The sequence below is a fragment of the Gordonia sp. DT30 genome, assembly GCF_049844915.1.
GTDB lineage: Bacteria > Actinomycetota > Actinomycetes > Mycobacteriales > Mycobacteriaceae > Gordonia.
Map to the genome: position 1 here is coordinate 195,784 of NZ_JBNCLY010000001.1, position 15,463 is coordinate 211,246.

The following is a 15,463-nucleotide window of genomic DNA, read 5'->3' on the forward strand; positions in this document are numbered from 1 at the left end:
AGTCCCATCACTTCCCGGAGAGCAGGAACCCATGAGCAGAGCTGTCGTCTACGAGACTTTCGGCGGACCGGAAGTTCTGGAGCTGAGGGAGGTTCCTCGGCCGCACGCGGGGCCCGGCGAGGTGTGCGTGCGCGTGACGGTTGCCGGCCTGAATCCGATGGACTGGAAGATCTCCGAGTCGCCCGAGCTGGCGGTCATGTTCGGCGTCACGGTGCCGTCGGGCTTCGGATACGACTTCGCCGGGGTCGTCGACGAGGTCGGCGCAGGCGTCACCGAATATGTCGTCGGCGATCGCGTCTTCGGTGGGGCATTGGCAAGGGCGGTAGCCGATTTCGTTGTCGTCGACGTGTCGGACGGTACAACGCGATCGCTGTGGCACACACCCGACACGATTGGTGACGAAGTCGCAGCCACGCTTCCGGTGGCGGGGATGACCGCCATTGCCGCGTTGGCCGCGATCGATCTGCACCGCGACGACACCGTGCTCATCGGCGGTGCGGCAGGCGGGGTGGGCATCTTCGCGGTTCAGCTGGCGCGGCTCGCCGGCGCTCGCGTGATCGGGACATCGTCGGAGGCCACATTCGACTTCCTGCGGCAGTTGGGTGCCGATCCCGTCGCCTATGGCCCCGGACTGGCCGAGCGGGTGCGCCGCCTCGCCGCAGACGGCGTGAGTGCAGCCACCGACCTCTTCGGAACCGAGACCGCGGAGACCGCACTCGAGCTGGGCGTCTCCCCCACGCGTATCTGCACCATCGCGGCCGGTGTCAGTCCTCCTGGTGGCGTGCGCACGGCGGGAGGTTCGGACGCACCACGCGACGGCATGGCACAGCTCACCGACGCTCTTGTCGCCGGTGCGATCAGCGTGCCCATCGCCGCAGCCTTTCCGGTCGAACGGATCCGTGAGGCGGTGGCATCGCAAGCCGACGGCCACGTCCACGGAAAGATCGTGGTCACCCTCTGAGCCGCCGACCGGGATGGCGGGGATGACCGAGTTCGGCACACCACTCCGATCATTCGTCGGGGTAACGAGTTGGGTCCGGCGAACGACGTAGCGGACAGGACGTTCGTTCGCTGCCAGTGCATGGGTGACTCCGCGTCCGACCACCGACCAGGTCCCTTCGATGAACGGGTGATGATGAGACTCAACATGATTCGCACCGTGCTCGGTGCAGCCATTGCCGCGACCGCCATTGCGCTACTGCCGGCGACGGCGTCGGCAGCGCCCGGCGCGCCTGTCGATCCGGTGTCAACCCTGATCAGGGCGGGGACGCCCCCCGAGGTCGCCGCGGCCGCAAACTCGGCACAGCGTGTTGCGGGCGCACACCCGGTCAACATCGCCAATCCGGGACGTGGATTCCCCGGTGGCACCGTAGACGCGGTCGTCGACACGGGTCGGCACGATGTCACCGTCATTCAGCGGTGGCTCGACGAACCGTCACGACTGCAGATTGCCTGGGTCAACGTCGCCAACGGCCGCAGCGGTGTCACGGGACTACCGAATCGGGTGACCGAGCCGGACCCGGTGCTCGGTACCAGAGTCGACCGAACGGCAACTCTGCCCACCGGTGCGGGTAGCACACTCGTGGTGGTGTGGGGCCGGGTCCCGGGCTGGACCGGGCTCATTCCGGCGGCGCCGGAGTACTTCGGCTACCTGGCACCGCACGCGGTGATCGTCGGCGCCTGACGGTCGGGATGGGGTGTGCGACAAGCGCTTCGTACCGCAGTCGCGCCGATCCTGGTGATCACGGATCCGGTGAACACGAGGAACCAGAGTTCACGAGAGGCCGGCTCGCAAGAACTGCAGGATCACACTGTTCACCGCTTGCGCTGCCTCGATCGGGATGAGGTGCGTACCGGGGATGACGCACAGCCGGGCGTCGCCGATGGCGGCGACCACGTCACGGCTGTGGCGAAGTGTCACCTCGTCCCGGTCGCCCTGCATCACCAGAGTGGGACAGGCGATCGCGGACAGATCACCGAGATCGATCTCGGGTTCGGCGCCGATCATTGCCATGGTCTTGTCGACGATGATCGGGAAATGGTCGGTGCCGTCCGGCGACTCGGCAGCATATTCGGCGGCAAGGAACGACATCAGCTCGTCATCGCGGGCGCCGAGTGCGTCCAGGATGCCGCCCGCCGCGCGCCCCGAACTGTTGAAGTACTGGCCGATCAGAACCAGATGGCGCACCAGATCTGGCCGTTGCAGTGCGACGAGGGCGCCGACCACGGCACCGTCGCTCCAGCCGACGACCGCACTCGGCCCACCGACGATCTCGTCGAGGTAGGCGATCGTCTCGGTCGCCATGTCTGCGTAGTGGAATTCGGCGGTGACGTCGGAGCTGTGCCCGTGGCCATGGCGCTCCGGGCAGTACACCCGGCGGCCGCCATCGACCAGAGCGGGGATCTGACCACCCCAGGAGGATGCGCCCGCGAAGGCACCATGCAGCAGGACGACCGGAGGTCCGTCACCGTAGACCTCATGCCAGACACGGGTTTGCGGTTCGGGATGGCCGATGGTCGTGTACTCACGCAAGGCAGACTGCATTGCGTTGACGCTACCCGCCGCGGTGGCCCGATACCCCGCTTGTCTGCGGCAATTCGCGGTTGCTGCGCGCGTGCCCCACATCCGCCTCTAGGGTGGCGAATATGACCTCTGACAACGACTCTGCGCCGAATGTGGATATCAAGCCCCGTAGTCGCGACGTCACCGACGGGCTCGAACGCACCGCGGCTCGCGGCATGCTTCGGGCCGTGGGAATGGGCGACGAGGACTGGGTCAAACCCCAGATCGGCGTCGGGTCGTCGTGGAACGAGATCACGCCCTGCAATCTGTCCCTCGATCGGCTGGCCAAAGCGGTGAAGGAGGGTGTCTTCGCCGCGGGCGGGTATCCCCTTGAGTTCGGCACGATCTCGGTCTCCGACGGCATCTCGATGGGACACGAGGGCATGCATTTCTCCTTGGTGTCACGGGAGGTGATCGCCGACAGCGTAGAAACGGTGATGTCGGCCGAACGGCTCGACGGCTCGGTACTGCTGGCCGGGTGTGACAAATCCCTGCCGGGCATGCTGATGGCGGCGGCCAGGCTCGACCTCGCCAACGTGTTCCTCTACGCCGGGTCGACACTGCCGGGCTATGCCAAGCTCTCCGACGGGACCGAGCAACAGGTGACCATCATCGATGCATTCGAGGCGGTCGGCGCATGCTCACGTGGACTGATGAGCCGTGCCGACGTCGACACCATCGAACGCGCCATCTGTCCCGGCGAGGGTGCCTGCGGTGGCATGTACACCGCCAACACGATGGCCGCCGTCGCGGAGGCGCTGGGTATGTCGCTGCCCGGCAGCGCCGCCCCGCCCGCCCCGGACCGGCGCCGTGATCTGTATGCCCGGCAGAGCGGCGAGGCGGTCGTCGGACTCCTGCGGCGGGGCATCACCGCCCGCGACATCATGACCCGCGACGCCTTCGAGAACGCGATCGCAGTCGTGATGGCGCTGGGCGGGTCGACCAACGCCGTGCTGCATCTACTTGCCATCGCATATGAGGCGCAGGTCGAGTTGTCTCTCGATGACTTCTCCCGGATCGGCTCGCGTGTACCGCATCTGGCCGATGTGAAGCCGTTCGGGAAGCATGTGATGACCGATGTCGATCGGATCGGGGGGCTGCCGGTGGTGATGAAGGCGTTGCTCGACGCCGGGTTGATGCACGGCGACTGCCTGACCGTCACCGGTGCGACGATGGCCGAAAACCTTGCGCACATTGCGCCGCCGGATCCTGACGGAAAAGTGTTGCGGGCCCTCGATTCTCCCATTCATCCCACCGGCGGCATCACCATCCTCTCCGGATCGCTGGCCCCGGGCGGCGCGGTGGTGAAGTCGGCAGGATTCGACTCCGACGTCTTCGAAGGGGTGGCCCGGGTCTTCGATCGTGAGCGAGCGGCGATGGACGCGCTCGAGGACGGCACGATCACCGCCGGTGACGTCGTCGTGATCCGTTACGAAGGCCCCAAGGGCGGTCCGGGAATGCGGGAGATGCTGGCCATCACCGGCGCCATCAAGGGAGCCGGCCTCGGCAAGGACGTGCTGCTACTGACCGACGGGCGTTTCTCCGGCGGTACCACCGGGCTCTGCGTCGGGCACGTCGCTCCCGAGGCCGTCGACGGCGGCCCGATCGCGCTGGTTCGAGACGGCGATCGCATCCGGCTCGACGTCGGCTCCGCGACGTTGGACGTCCTTGTCGATGAGGACGAACTGTCTGCACGCGCCGAGTCGTTCGCCCCGCTCCCTCCGCGCTACACCCGCGGCGTGCTGGCGAAATACGCCAAGCTCGTCACGTCGGCATCGCGCGGCGCGGTGTGTGAGTAGGGCGCCGGGGCCGGTCGGCGGTGGTCAGCCGGCCCGCCGCAGCGTGGACACCATCTGACTGACGTCAGCGGGATCGGCGGCGCCCGGAACGCCTTGTGGCAGTGAGATCACGAACAGGACGCACCCTGGCTGCCCCGGGACCGTGGTGGCAACCATGCTGTGGATCGCCGTCGGCCCGACGCACGCCGACGGCTCGATGTCGGTGACCGTGGCGATCACTTGCACCGCCGGCGCGCCGCCCACCGTCAGCCGCTGGGACGCACCGAGTTGCACCTGCGGAACATGCCCGGATTCGGAGGTGTAGATGTCGGCGACCAGCGACGCCTCGGATTGCACGGCCTCATTGATATCGGTGGTGTCGGATGCACCGGGCAAGCCCGAAACACCCACGGAGTCGTTGCGGCACTGCGCGGTCTCCAGGCTCGCGGCACCGCTCATCGTGCGGATTGGACAGTAACCGAAAGGTCCGCTGTCGCAGCGCTTTTCCCAGCCGACCAGCGTTCCGCAGCTGGCTACCTTCCAATTCGCCGGGACATCGTAGGACAGGCCGCGTTTGCCCGCCACGGTGTGCCATCCGGCGGGCGTGTTCGAGGCGGGTGTGGCGGTGGGGCACTGTGTTCGTTCCGGTGCGGTGGTTCCCGACCCCGATTGCGATGCCGGCGGTGTCGCCGAGGAAGGCGGGGCCAACGAAGACGGGCCCGCCGGCGAACTGTCGGCGACCGGCGAACCGTGCTGATGCGAGTTGACCTGCCGATAGGTGACGACACCGACCGCGACGACCGCACCGATCAGCAGGATTGCGACGATCCCGATGACAGCGAGCGCTTTGCCGCTGCCGCCGCCGCTGCCGCCCGAGGACAGGCCGATCGGATCCGTCGGCACGCCCGCGTCCCAGGCGGGCTGCGGCTGAGCGGCCATCGGCTGCCGGCCCTGTTGTGGGTATCCCTGCTGGGGATAGCCGTCCTGGGCATGATCCTGCCGAGGACAGTCCGGCGGCGAATTGTGCTCGGATCGGCCATCGGGTGGCGGATAGGTCATCAGGTTCCCCCGTCATCGTCCTCGACGGAGCGCAACGCTATCACCCGTGGTCGGGCGGGTGTCAGGGGCGGCGACATCCCGGTCCGGCGGGCGCAGACGCGGGGCCGGGGACGCCGTCGAGGTTGACGCCGATGACCCGATAGCAGGCGAGCACGCCGGGTGCGGGGTCGATCCAGCCGTTGTCGTCGTCGGTGACGCAGTGTGCACAGACGGTATGCCATGTCCCGCCGGCGTCGCGGCGCTCGATGGTGTAGCGCGGTGACCCGGCGGAGCCCTCGAATCGGACGTGCCCGTCGGCGGTGGAGATGATGCGGGGCGCCGGCACCCGCTGATGGGGCGGTGGCGGCCGATACCCCGCGACGGCGAATGCGTGGGTGCGGAGTAATTGCGCTCGGGCAGCCATGTCGGGGGCCGAGTTGGTGATGGTGTTGCGTCCGGTGTAGTACAGCGCCCACCAGTTGCCGTCCTCGCCCCATTCGCAGGTAGGGTTGCATCGAGAATTGGCCGGAACGGGTTGCCAGCCACCGCCATCGGCATGCGAGAGCAGCGCCCAGTAGTTGTCGCCGACGATGTGGGGGTCGGCTCGCAACCCCGCCAGGAAGTCACTCAGTGCGGCCGGTGTTGCGAAATCGGTACGGTCCCAGCCGAATTCGATGACCGCGAAGGCCTTGCCGGCCGCCGCGACCTGTGCGGCCTCCTGATGCAGGAACGGCGCGGCACCATCGATCCGGTTGCCGCCGGAAACCAGCGGAAACCAGTGCGGGTAGTACTCCAGGGCATAGATGTCGATCCCGGGGATGTTCAGTGCCGCCGGAGTCACAAAGGCGTCACCGCCACCGAGGCTGATGTTGACGAACAACTGGCGCGGACTGGTGGTGTGGAACGCTTTCGACACCTGGCCCAGCCACCCTTCGACCGCAGGCAGACCGACTCCGTCGAGCAGGGCGAGATTGTTGCCGTCCACCCAGCCGACGAACGTCGGGTCGTCCTTGTAGGCCAGCCCGGTCAGCGGGTTGACATGCTCGAGTACCGTCCGCATGTGGTTGATGTAGTCAGAGATGATGCGGGGATCGGTGAAGAATGCCTGCCCGCAGTCGGAACGATTGCGCCACTGGCAATACCACGAGTGACTGGAGACGTTACGGGCCCCGGGAAAGGCCGGGCGCGCATTCGCATCCCCGTCGAACTCGCCGAGGAGTTTCAGGCCATGCCGCCGGGCGGCGGCCACGACCTTGTCCATCTGCGCGAAGGCGTTGGGGTTGAACTTCCCCAGTGCCGGCTCGATGCAGTCCGGGCAACCGATGGTGTCACCGAGTGTTTGCGACCGCACCACGGTGGCGCCCATGTCGCGGGCGGTCGCGAAGGCGTCGTCGACCTCGTACTCCGATGGGTACGCCTCGCTACCGGCGGGAATGGAAGCCGACGGCTCCGGACCGTAGTTCTTGAGCCCCAGCCATTCGATATTTGCGCCTGCAAAACGAAACGGCTTGCCCTGCAACGATAGTGTCGACCCGTGGCGTTCCACGCGCCCGTCACGGAACTGTGCAGCGGAGAGACCTGCGACCGGCGCGACGGGGCCGGCCGAAGCCGGTCCGGCGGCACCGGGCTGATCTGCGCGTGCGTGAGCGGGCATCAGTTGCAGACCGACCAACATCAGGAGTGTGCAGATGGTTCCGAAGGCGAACAGCCGGTATGAGCGGGGCATTGTGTGAGATCTCCTTCAGTGCGCGCTGGGCGCGAGGTCGCGAAGCAGGACGTTCGGGTCGGCGTAGGCGTCCGGCGATGCCGGTACGCCGGTGGGTGGAGCCTGGTACGGGCCGGGATCGTGCCAGGGTGTATCGCGCACTCCGTGCAGCAGGATGCGGAAGAAGTTGTGGAAGAGATCGCTGGCGGCCGGATTGTTGGTGCCGTATGAGTTCGCGTCGCCGGCGACGCCCATCCACATCACGGCGATGCGCAGGCTGGGGATCATGAAGTCGTCCTGATGGGCGGCGCCGTCGATCGCATACAGGTCCGGTGGTGCAGAGAGGATCATGCGGTGGTCGATCGTCTGGCGATACGGCATCTCCCCGGCGGTGCACCGGGTGCCGCGATTGGTCCAGAACAACAGGCCGTAGCATCCGTTTGCGGCCGACGGAATGCTGACTCGTCCGGCGTAAGACGGCGAAACGATCTGGCGCCCAGCCCATGTGCCCTCATTCAGCATCAACAGCCCCAGTTTGGCGAACGACCCGGGCTGCAGGAACAGGTGCGCATAGCCGTAGGTGTGTCCGGTGCGGTCTCGCAGCCAGGTGTAGTTGGCGTGCGCAATCCCCAACGGCGCGAACAGATATCGATCGGCGAATGCCTGCAGATCGGTACCCACGGCTCGTTGCACCACGAAGGCCAGCAGATCGGGGCCGCGCTGACTGTAGGAGAAGTACGTGCCGGGTCGGGCAACGAGCGGCTGGGCGAGTGCTTCTTGCGCGATGTCGGGATCGTTTCCCACCGACGCCACCTCGGCGATCTCGGCCGACTGCAAACCCGACGTCTGGGTCAGCAATTGTCGTACCGTGATGGCGCGGTGTGCCGCATCGCCCCAATCACGTCCTGTCGGAAGGTAGCGACCGATCGCGTCGTCGAGTCGCAATGCACCGTGGTCCGCCGCGATCCCGGTGAGTATGGAGACAACACTCTTGGTCGCGCTGAATACCGGCATTTGCGCGCCAGAAGTCGCGGTGTTCGATCGACCTGTACCGACGAGGCAGTTGTTGCGGTACACCCGCACGGTCGCACGCATGTGGCTCTCGGCGTAGGCAATTGCGTCCCGAACGGCGACCGGATCCAGTGCGACCCTGGCCGGCTCGACGCGTTGCTGATCGGCGCCGGAGGTGGTGGTCGGACACTGCGTCGGTGTGGTGCTTCCCGGGGCGGCGGCGGCCGGAGCGGGGACCGGCAGCACGAACACCGCGATCGTGCAGGCCACAGCGGTGAGAATCGACGCGATTGCGGGTCTGATCCGGTGTGGCGTCGCGAGCATGATGAGACAATAACCAACAGTGTCGTATCGCGTTGCAAATTGCAGAAATGTCTCATCGGAGCGGCTAGGATCTTGCCCATGGGCAAGACGGGTGAGTCTCTCGCGTATCGGCAATCGACAAGTCGCGACCAGCTGCCGGCGCGGTCCACCCCGGTAGATGCATTCGAGGCGGCGCGACACGCCTTTCTCTCGGGCCGGCGATTGGACATGGGTGCGCTGGCACGTGATCTCGGTGTCTCGCGTGCGACGCTCTACCGCTGGACCGGTGATCGCGACAACCTGCTGGCCGACGTGCTGTGGGTGGAACTCGATCGGCTCCTCGACGCAGCCGCCGACCAGGCGGGGGGCTCAGGTGTCGCGCGGATTCACGCGGGTGTCACCTGGTTCCTCGAGGCGGTGGCCGCCGCTGACCCGCTCCGGGCCTTGCTGCGCGACGACGGCGCCCGGGCCGTCCGCATACTTACTGCGCCGACCGGTCCGATCCGGCCACGATTGGTCGGTCGTATCGAAGAACTGATCGCGGCCGAGGTCCGCGAGGGTGGTTACCGCCCACCGGCGCCGGCCGGTGTGCTTGCCGATGGAATCGTCACCGTCGGCGAACGGTATCTCCACAATGATGGCGACCCGGAGCTCAACCCCAATCCGGAAACCGCGCGGGTCGTGATCTCGCTGTTGCTGCGGGAGTGAGGTCGGTGCGGCGCCGGCGCGAGCGGTCCGAGCCCGGTTCAGCCCTCGAGGTAGGCGACCATGCTGCCGTTGAGTCCCTCGATGGCGTCGTCGAGGTCACCGTAGGTGCCGAGCACGCGCTCGGAGGTGATCCCGCGCATGGCGGCCGGGATCAGCGCCGCCACCCGGCGGACCTTGACCGGGTCGAGTTCGAGGTCCGCAAACGAACGCTGGCATGCTTTGTCCCAGTGCGATTTCCATGAGGACAGCTCCGCGGCGGTGAGCGGGTAGTCGCGTTCGAGTTCGGCATGGTCGCGGGGCAGCGCCGCGCGCAGGGTCTCGATGGCGAGCGACTCGGATCGACGTAAGCGACGCAGGCGAGATCGTCGGCACCGCGCGGGTCGGCGTGATCGCCACCGGGACCATCGAGGAGATCATCGCCGCCCACCCCGACGTCCTCACCTTCCACGGCGTGTTCCCCGACGAGGAGCTCTACGAAAGAGTGCTCGAAGCCGGTATCGACATGGTGACCACCGCCGACTGGATCACCGGCTTCCACCGCGACCGCAACCACGCCCATCCCTCGCGCGCAAGGTCAGCGAGGTCATCGAAGCGGCATGCGAGCGTGGCAATTCCACCTTCTACGGCACCGGAACGAATCCGGGACTGTGCCAGATCCTCGCCATCGTGCACACCGCCGACGTCGCCGACATCGAGAACGTCACGGTCACCGAATCCGTCGACGTCTCCTGTCATCACTCCGTGGAGACCTGGAATGCCGTCGGCTATGGCCGGCCGATCGACGATCCGACCATCCCCGATTCGCTCTACAAATACACCGCCGTCTTCGCCGACTCGGTCTACCTCATGGCCGACGCCTTCGACCTGGAACTCGACGAGGTGAAATTCAGCTACGACCTCGGCGCCTGCACCAAGGACATCGACCTCGGCTGGTACTTCATGTCCAAGGGCTCCTTGGGTGCGAGTTACATCAGATATCAGGGCATGGTGGACGGGGTCGCGCGCGTGGAGTCCCGCCTCGAATGGCAGATGACCCCGCACACCGATCCTGCGTGGAACATCAAGGGCTGCTACATCACCCAGGTCACCGCCGACCCCGACATCTACAGCAAACACATGATCTTTCCGCGGAAGGGCTTCGACTTGTCGAATCCGGAGAACTTCGCCTCCATCGGCATGACCGTCACCGGCCTGCCCGCCCTCAACGCCATCACATCGGTCGTCGCCGCCGCTCCCGGCATCGTCACCAGCGCCGACCTTCCCCTGCGCGGGTTCGCCGGCCGCTTCCGCATCTGAGCTGCACGGTCTGCGGGCGCCCACATCAACTGATCGGCGCCGCCGCCGTACCCTGCGGCGTTTCGGGCCGGCTACGGCGACTCTTCGTGCAGGACACGAAATAGCACCGTGACCCGCAAATCCTGGATTCATCATGACAACTTGGTTAGCGTCGCGGACGGGCCATCGATGGCCTGTCCGCTTGGCCGAGAAACAGTGAGAACCGAAGGGAAATCATGAAGCAGACCATGCGACTGGCGGTGGGCGTTGCCGCAATCTCCGTTGCGGTGTTCACCGCAGCCGGTTGTAGCGACGACAACAACGATTCGTCGGCATCATCGTCGTCGTCGGCGACGATGGCCGAGAGTCCCGCTTCCAACAGTGCGGGCGCGCAGGGACAATCGGTGAGTCTGACGGCCGCCGACGGCACGCCGGTCACCCTGACCGGACCCATTGCGGCGAAGTACAACTCGGCGACCGAGAAGCAGAAGACGGACCTCGGCAAGCCCAAGACGGGCGCCGAAGCGTCGGGCACCAGTCCCAACGGCGTGGTGTTCCAGCAGTTCGACGGCGGAGTCATCACGGCCAAGAACGCCGACGCCCCGGCGTACATCACCTGGGGCAAGATCCGTGACGCGTGGAACCTTCCGCGCGACGCATCCGGCCAGCCGGCACCAAACGGCAAGGGCGGCTCACAGGGACCCCTCGGTACCGCGACGAGCGATGAGACCGAGGCGGGCACCGTGAAGACCTCCACCTTCGAGCACGGCAAGATCACCTGGGATTCCGCGACCGACAAGGTCGAGGTAACGGTCAACGGGACAGTCGTCCCGGCGTCATAGTCTCCCGCCGCGGGCCCGATGTCCCGGCCCGGACCGGGGCATCGGGGCCCGCGCCAAGGGGCCGGTCTTGCCGTCTCGTGCGGAGTACGGTGTGGTGCGGATGTGGTCGACGGCTGCGAAACCCCACAGGCAAGGAGATCCGACGTGTGCCAGTACTGCGGATGCCGGGAGATGCCGCTGCTCCGCGACTACACCGCCGAACATGAGCGCGCGGTCAACCTCGGCGGAGACGCCGTCCGGGCATTGGACGCCGGCGACCTCGCGCGAGCGCGGGAGTTGGCAGCGCGGCTGCGCCGCGAGCTGCGCTCGCATTGGCAGGGCGAAGAGGACGGTCTGTTCGCCGAGTTGCTCAGCACCGATGAGATCTTCGCCGACCATATCGATCCGCTGATCGCCGAGCATCGCGAACTCGACGACTTCCTGCAGTCGATGGATCTCTCGCTGACGCCGGTGCAAGAAGCATTTCGGGAAGCGGTGTTCGATCTGCATCACCACATCGCCAAAGAGGAGGATGCACTCTTTCCGGCGTCGGTGACCACCCTGGACGGCGACCAGTGGGATTCGGCGATCGCTGCATGGCAGCGCGCACACCCCGGCGAGACGATGCTTCACACCTGAATGGCGGCTGATGAGCCCACCGGATCGCCCGTACCGCGACCGCACCGACGCCGGTCGCCGGTTGAGTGGGCACTTGTCTCATCTGTCGGGGCGCAACGATGTGGTCGTCTTGGCCCTCCCCCGCGGTGGGATTCCGGTCGGTGTGGCCGTGGCCGAAGCGCTCGGGTTTCCGTTCGACATCTTCCTCGTCCGAAAGCTCGGCGTGCCCGGCCAACCCGAACTGGCCGCGGGAGCCATCGCCGCCGACGGCACGGTCGTGATGAACGACGATATCATCGCCCACACGCATACCTCGCCGCATGAGTTGGAGGCGGTGATTGCCAGGGAGACAACCGAACTCGCGCGCCGCGAAGGAGCCTACCGAGAGGGTCGGCCAGCGCTCGCGGTGGCAGGTAAGACCGTTGTCGTCGTCGACGATGGCGTCGCCACCGGGGCCACGATGCGTGCGGCGCTGAGCACCCTGCGGCGGTTGGGCGCGGCCACACTGATCGTTGCGGTGCCGGTCGGCCCCGGAGAGGTCGCGACAGACTTCCCCGACGCGGACTCGGTGATCTGCCCCGTCACCCCACACCCGTTCCGCGGTGTCGGCGGCGCCTATGACGATTTCACGCAACTGACCGACCGAGAAGTGCAGTCGATACTCGCCGGGTGGTATCCGCCCGCGGGTAATCCGTGACTACCCGGCGAGGAAGACGTCGATCTGATCGATTGCGCCCGACGCTCCTTCGACGACGCCCATCTCGAGAACCTTCTCCAACGCCTCAGCGGAGTCGTATCTGCTCAGATAGGTGGCGACGGTGCCGGCGTCCTTTTCGGCGAAGGTGTACTCGTTGACCGATACCGGCAGGGATTCCACCGGGTTGAAGTCGTCATCGGCGAAGCCGTCGCGAAAGGCGAAGCCACGCGGCTCGTCGATGGAATCGATGATCCAGTAGCCGGAGAACTTCTGTCCGTCGGGACCGGTCATGAAATAGGTGACCCGGCCACCAGGAGTGAAGTCGTGGTCGACAAACGTGGCCGGATGGCTGGGCGGGCCCCAAATGCGTTCGAGCTGCCGCGGATCGGCGTAAATCTGCCACACCCGTGCCCGCGGTGCGGCGAACTCGGCGGTGATGGTGAGGGTGCGGGCGTCGATATCGTGTGTGACGTCGATGACGGGCATGGGTCAATCCTCCTGATTTCGGTGATCTCTTGGTGTGGGTTCGGTGGCGAGGAGCTCGTCGATACGGGCGATTCGGCCCCGCCAGAGCTGTTCGAGTTCGGCGAGCATCGCAGTGACCGCGCGTACCGCGGTGACGTCGCCGGTGGCCAGTTGCTCACGACCGTGACGGCGTTTGTTCAGCAGGCCGGCCCGCTCGAGTACGGCGACATGCTTTTGCACCGCGGCGAAGCTCATGTCGTAGTGCGCCGCGAGTGCGGAGACCGAGTGCTCCCCCGACAGGACGCGTCGCATGATGTCGCGGCGGGTCCGGTCGGACAACGCATGGAACATCGCATCTGCGCTGTCCTCGTCGTCGGATCCGGCCACCTCCTGAATATACAACCAATTGGTTGTATGTTGTCAAGGCCGCTGGACACGCCGTGGCGGACTCGTGATTCGGCGACATCACCGTCCGGTCGGTGATGATCGTCGTGGAAGGTTCCCGAACGGACCCGAGGTGTCGGAGAAAGGTGGCCGTGATGTCGCTCAGTGCGCGCGTCGACCGATTCCAGCGCCGCCACCCCCTCAGTGGTTATCCCCTCGCGGTCGCCTACAAGTTCTTCGACGACCAAGGCGGGTACCTCGCCGCCCTCATCGCCTACTACGCGTTCATCTCGCTGTTCCCGCTGCTCCTGCTATTGACGACGGTCCTGGAATTCGTGCTCCGCGACAATCCCGGACTACGGGAGCGGATCGTCGATTCGGCGATGTCGCAGATCCCGGTGCTCGGATCCGAACTGGGCCGCCCCGGCGAGCTCAGCGGCGGGACGGTTGCAGTGGTCATCGGGATCGTCGGTGCGCTCTACGGTGGTCTCGGCGTCGCGGTCGCGACTCAGAATGCGATGAATGTGGTGTGGGCGGTGCCCCGCAACGACCGGCCCGACCCGATCCGGGTGCGGGTGCGCGGCCTGATGCTGCTCTCGACTGTGGGAACCGCGATCATCGCGCTGACCGTGGTCAACGGCGCAATCGCGGCCGTGGACCTCGGTACGACGGGCCGATGGCTCTCGATCGCGGGCGCGGTACTTCTCACGGCCGCGGTGTTCGTGGTGGCCTTCCGCATCGGTACGGTACGCACACTCGGTGTCGCTGACGTCCTCCCCGGCGCCGCGGCCGCCGCCATCGGCTGGCAGGCACTGCAGAGCTTCGGCAGCATCTACGTCCAGCACGTCATCGCGAACGCGAGTGCCACCACCGGGGTGTTCGCCGTCGTGCTGGGCTTGCTGGCCTTTCTCTATGTCGCGGCCATTCTGGTCGTGTTCTGCCTGGAGGCCAACGCCGTTCGCGTCGATCGGCTCTATCCACGCTCGATGCTCACCCCGTTCACCGACAACGTCGTCCTCACCCGCGGCGACAAGGCCGCCTACTCTGCTCAGGCGAAAGCCCAGCGACACAAGGGGTTCGAGGAGATCCACGTCAGCTTCGACAAGCGCCCGAAGGACCCGGGCAGCTCGAAGGACCCGGGCAGCTCAAAGGACCCGGGCAGCTCAAAGGACTCGGGCAGCTCAAAGGACTCGAAGGATCCGCCGCCGGAGTGACCGGCCGACGAGACCGTGGTGCGCCGTGCGTGGCGAGATCAAGGACGGGGATACACCGCGTCGAACGGCGCCGCGGAGGCGATCCGGTTCTCGATCCCGGCATGGGTGAACGCTTTGGCGGTACCGACGGCATCGAGCACGCTCGCACCCTTGGCCAATTCGGCCGTGGTCGCCGCAGCGAAGACACACCCCGCACCGGAAACGCGCTCCTGGCCGACCTTCGGCGCGCGCAGCACGGTGACCCCCGAGCCGTCGAAGACCACGTCGACGGCGTCGTCGCCGGCGAGCCCGACCCCACCCTTGACGATGACCACCTGCGGCCCCTGGTCGGCGATCCGGCGGGCTGCCTCGGAGAGGTCGTCGACGCTGGTCAGTTCGTCCATCCCGGCCAGCGTCGCCGCCTCGAACAGGTTGGGGGTGACGACGGTGGCCAACGGCAGGATGTGTTCGCGCAGCGCGTTGTCGGTGTCGAGAGCGGCACCCGGCTCTTGTCCTTTGCAGATCAGCACCGGATCGACGACGACATGCCGCCACGGCCGGGCGCGCAATGCGTCGGCGACGGTGGTGATGGTCTCCGGTGTGCCGAGCATCCCGATCTTGACGACCTCGGGTTCGTGGGCGACGGTGGCGGCCTCGATCTGGTCGGCGATGACGGGTGACGCGATCGGGACGAACCGGTGTCCCCATCCGGCTTTCGGATCGAACGAGACGATGCAGGTGACGGTGCCGACGCCGTAGGTACCCAATTGGGCGAAGGTCCGCAGATCGGCCTGCAGTCCGGCTCCCCCGGTGGCCTCGGAACCGGCGATGACGTAGGACACCGTGGCCATGAGCGTTTCTCCTCTGCTTGATCGCGATCTGCTACGCCTTCCACCATGCCAGG

15 protein-coding genes and 2 pseudogenes are annotated in these 15,463 nt (G+C 66.6%); 9 read left to right on the forward strand and 8 right to left on the reverse strand.

The genetic code is table 11. From position 1 onward, the window contains the following. Positions 1–31: 31 nt before the first annotated feature. Entirely contained in the window at positions 32–961 is a 930-nt protein-coding gene (locus tag ACLQ3C_RS00940) for an NADP-dependent oxidoreductase (RefSeq protein ID WP_425702593.1), read from the forward strand. Between the two features lie 186 nt (positions 962–1,147). Next, entirely contained in the window at positions 1,148–1,684 is a 537-nt protein-coding gene (locus ACLQ3C_RS00945) for a hypothetical protein (RefSeq protein WP_425702595.1), read from the forward strand. Between the two features lie 90 nt (positions 1,685–1,774). Here the strand turns inward: ACLQ3C_RS00945 and ACLQ3C_RS00950 are convergent, their stop codons facing one another. Next, on the reverse strand, positions 1,775–2,545 hold the full coding sequence (locus tag ACLQ3C_RS00950) for an alpha/beta fold hydrolase (RefSeq protein WP_425702596.1): 771 nt from the start codon (positions 2,543–2,545) through the stop codon (positions 1,775–1,777). Positions 2,546–2,646: 101 nt separating this feature from the next. Between ACLQ3C_RS00950 and ilvD the strand changes: the two genes are divergently transcribed. Further along, on the forward strand, positions 2,647–4,362 hold the full coding sequence (gene ilvD / locus ACLQ3C_RS00955; RefSeq protein WP_425702598.1) for a dihydroxy-acid dehydratase: 1,716 nt from the start codon (positions 2,647–2,649) through the stop codon (positions 4,360–4,362). Between the two features lie 24 nt (positions 4,363–4,386). On the opposite strand, the gene ACLQ3C_RS00960 is transcribed toward ilvD, so the two are convergent. The 3 genes from ACLQ3C_RS00960 to ACLQ3C_RS00970 form a co-directional block, all read right to left on the reverse strand. Beyond that, positions 4,387–5,400 (reverse strand): hypothetical protein, encoded by a 1,014-nt coding sequence (locus ACLQ3C_RS00960; RefSeq protein ID WP_425702599.1) that lies wholly within the window; start codon positions 5,398–5,400, stop codon positions 4,387–4,389. Between the two features lie 61 nt (positions 5,401–5,461). Continuing rightward, positions 5,462–7,105, reverse strand: coding sequence for a hypothetical protein (locus tag ACLQ3C_RS00965; protein ID WP_425702601.1), 1,644 nt, complete (start codon positions 7,103–7,105; stop codon positions 5,462–5,464). 15 nt (positions 7,106–7,120) lie between these two features. Further along, on the reverse strand, positions 7,121–8,419 hold the full coding sequence (locus ACLQ3C_RS00970) for a serine hydrolase domain-containing protein (protein ID WP_425702603.1): 1,299 nt from the start codon (positions 8,417–8,419) through the stop codon (positions 7,121–7,123). 78 nt (positions 8,420–8,497) lie between these two features. On the opposite strand from ACLQ3C_RS00970, the gene ACLQ3C_RS00975 reads away from it, so the two are divergent. Further along, entirely contained in the window at positions 8,498–9,106 is a 609-nt protein-coding gene (locus ACLQ3C_RS00975) for a QsdR family transcriptional regulator (protein ID WP_425702604.1), read from the forward strand. Between the two features lie 38 nt (positions 9,107–9,144). Here ACLQ3C_RS00975 and ACLQ3C_RS00980 read toward each other — a convergent pair. Further along, positions 9,145–9,441 (reverse strand): annotated as a pseudogene (locus tag ACLQ3C_RS00980) (TetR/AcrR family transcriptional regulator); the annotation flags it as partial. A gap of 14 nt (positions 9,442–9,455) precedes the next feature. On the opposite strand from ACLQ3C_RS00980, the pseudogene ACLQ3C_RS00985 reads away from it, so the two are divergent. The 4 genes and pseudogenes from ACLQ3C_RS00985 to ACLQ3C_RS01000 form a co-directional block, all read left to right on the forward strand. Beyond that, positions 9,456–10,402: pseudogene (locus ACLQ3C_RS00985) on the forward strand (dihydrodipicolinate reductase); the annotation flags it as partial. Positions 10,403–10,617: 215 nt separating this feature from the next. Further along, a complete protein-coding gene (locus tag ACLQ3C_RS00990; protein ID WP_425702606.1) occupies positions 10,618–11,223 on the forward strand; it encodes an LGFP repeat-containing protein in 606 nt (201 codons plus the stop codon). A 171-nt stretch (positions 11,224–11,394) separates the two neighbouring features. Next, positions 11,395–11,841, forward strand: coding sequence for a hemerythrin domain-containing protein (locus tag ACLQ3C_RS00995; protein ID WP_425702923.1), 447 nt, complete (start codon positions 11,395–11,397; stop codon positions 11,839–11,841). Between the two features lie 10 nt (positions 11,842–11,851). Further along, entirely contained in the window at positions 11,852–12,517 is a 666-nt protein-coding gene (locus ACLQ3C_RS01000) for a phosphoribosyltransferase (protein WP_425702607.1), read from the forward strand. Here ACLQ3C_RS01000 and ACLQ3C_RS01005 read toward each other — a convergent pair whose 3' ends face one another. Both ACLQ3C_RS01005 and ACLQ3C_RS01010 read right to left on the reverse strand, forming a co-directional pair. Continuing rightward, positions 12,518–13,003, reverse strand: a complete 486-nt coding sequence (locus ACLQ3C_RS01005; protein ID WP_425702608.1) for an SRPBCC family protein — start codon at positions 13,001–13,003, stop codon at positions 12,518–12,520. 3 nt (positions 13,004–13,006) lie between these two features. Next, positions 13,007–13,333, reverse strand: a complete 327-nt coding sequence (locus ACLQ3C_RS01010) for an ArsR/SmtB family transcription factor (protein ID WP_425702924.1) — start codon at positions 13,331–13,333, stop codon at positions 13,007–13,009. A gap of 188 nt (positions 13,334–13,521) precedes the next feature. Here ACLQ3C_RS01010 and ACLQ3C_RS01015 point away from each other — a divergent pair, with 188 nt between their 5' ends. After that, a complete protein-coding gene (locus ACLQ3C_RS01015) occupies positions 13,522–14,580 on the forward strand; it encodes a YihY/virulence factor BrkB family protein (RefSeq protein ID WP_425702610.1) in 1,059 nt (352 codons plus the stop codon). Positions 14,581–14,618: 38 nt separating this feature from the next. Here ACLQ3C_RS01015 and ACLQ3C_RS01020 read toward each other — a convergent pair whose 3' ends face one another. Next, positions 14,619–15,410 carry a hydroxymethylpyrimidine/phosphomethylpyrimidine kinase gene (locus ACLQ3C_RS01020; RefSeq protein ID WP_425702612.1) on the reverse strand — a complete coding sequence of 264 codons (792 nt, stop codon included), beginning with the start codon at positions 15,408–15,410 and terminating at the stop codon, positions 14,619–14,621. Between the last annotated feature and the right edge of the window lie 53 nt (positions 15,411–15,463).